The 1,783-nt window shown below is 46.5% G+C and carries 1 protein-coding gene; it reads right to left on the bottom strand.

Annotated features, from left to right (window positions below):
• Nucleotides 1-103 precede the first annotated feature (103 nt).
• Complete coding sequence (locus K4039_RS26575; protein WP_265239502.1) at nt 104-1,537, bottom strand: BCD family MFS transporter; 1,434 nt, start codon at nt 1,535-1,537, stop codon at nt 104-106.
• Nucleotides 1,538-1,783 lie beyond the last annotated feature (246 nt).

Raw genomic sequence — 1,783 nt, 5'->3', positions numbered from 1 at the left:
GAGAGAGAATTATCGAATTCCCATTCCCAATGACTAATGACTAATGACTAATGACTAATGACTAATGACTAATGACTACTGACTACTGACTAATGACTAAACCTTAGTCTAATTCATTTTCAAGAATAGTGGCGATCGCACTTTTAGCATTATCCTGAAACTCCGCCACATCCACCCTACTCAAAAGCCAAACAGCCGCAATCATACCCACCGCCGGCACAGCAAAAACCAACCCGTAAGCCAACATCGGCACCCCAAACAAACTCCTGCCAAAATCCAAAATAGCACCGCCGCTAACCGTCGCCACACCCCGCGCCATCGCTTGTGACAAACCCCAAGCGCCAATGAAAGTCCCAGCCGTTTCCGCAGCAGTCAAATCCAACATCAAACTCAGCGCGCCCGTCGTCGTAATTCCTGAAGCTAATCCGAAGCACATTAAAGCCGACTTAAACACAATTGGATTACCAGTAAATCCCGATAAAATAATCAAACCAAAACAAGCCGCCACCGACAAACAACCCAACCTAATTGTATTTTGCTTGCCGATGCGCGGCACAATAAAAAAACCAGTGGTTCCCAAACCTAAAAGTACACCAGTACCGTAAATAGCATTCAACCGCGTAGTTTCCGAAATCGGCATCTTAAAAATTTCCCCGCCGTAGGGTTCCAAAACCGCATCCTGCATAAACAAACAAATCGTCATTACCAGCAGGAAAGTAAAAAACAAACCGGTTTGACGACTAGCAGTCAAAATCCGCAGCGCACTTCCCAAAGTAATTTTATCTTCTCGATTCACTGCGAGCGATCGCGCCCCGTAACGCGAATACTTTTTCTCAACCCCAAAAGTCGCAATCCCCACCAACAGCAAAACCACCGCCGGCACTTTCACAAACAAACCATTAATCGAAGCCTGCAAAACTTCTCGCGGTACATCCCCATCAATCTGCTCCAGCAAACTGCTGCTGACAATCGCCCCGATAATAATACCAACCATCAGCATCGACCACACCACACCCACCAACTTCGATCGATCCTCCTCATCGGAAACATCCACCAACAAAGCAGCAAAAGGAGTCGAGCTCGAACAAATAGCAATACCGTAGAGTGCAAAAATCAAACCCAACAAACCCACCCAACCGTAAGTCGGAGTCGTCCATCCCACAGCCTCCAAACTAGCTCCCAAGCGCCACATCACCTGCACCGCCAAAAAAGCCGAAATTACAAACAAAACGCTTCCTACCCACACGTAACCCGTGCGGTGATGCCCAAACAAAGGCTTAGCATCAGACATTTGCCCGAACCACACCCTAGCCGGGGCGACAAACTGGTGCATCGCCAGAGTACCCGCCACCACAGTAGCCGGAATCGCCAACTCCTTAATCATCACGCGATTGAGCACGCCCAGCGTCAAAATCGACATCATGCCCAGCCCCATCTGAAACAAACCCAGCCGGAACATAGTCAGCAGGTTAACCCGCTTTTGGGCCGCAGTCGCGGAATCTGTTAATGTAGAATCTGGCAAACGGTCGATCGACATAACTATTCAAAATAAACACAGCATGACTCATTCATCCTAACTGATACCAGTTAAAAAAATAATGCAACTGTACTGCTGCCAACCCAGACACAATTATTTATTCCCAATCTAAAATCTAAAATCTAAAACTTGTTTTGAGCGAAGTCGAAAAATCTAAAATCTAAAATGGTACGATAAGCTGTGTTGCATTGAAATTGTATATTTTGACGATCGATCAAAAAAATTTCTCCCCCTCTCCCCCACTCA

It is taken from the genome of Lyngbya sp. CCAP 1446/10 (assembly GCF_026130175.1).
Taxonomy (GTDB): domain Bacteria; phylum Cyanobacteriota; class Cyanobacteriia; order Cyanobacteriales; family Microcoleaceae; genus Microcoleus.
The sequence above is the reverse complement of the archived record's forward strand: the minus strand, read 5'-3'. Positions and strand labels throughout refer to the sequence as shown.

What these genes read in the sequence shown, in the direction of transcription:
- K4039_RS26575 (WP_265239502.1), bottom strand. Translation starts at nt 1,537, where the DNA reads ATGTCGATCGACCGTTTGCCAGATTCTACATTAACAGATTCCGCGACT.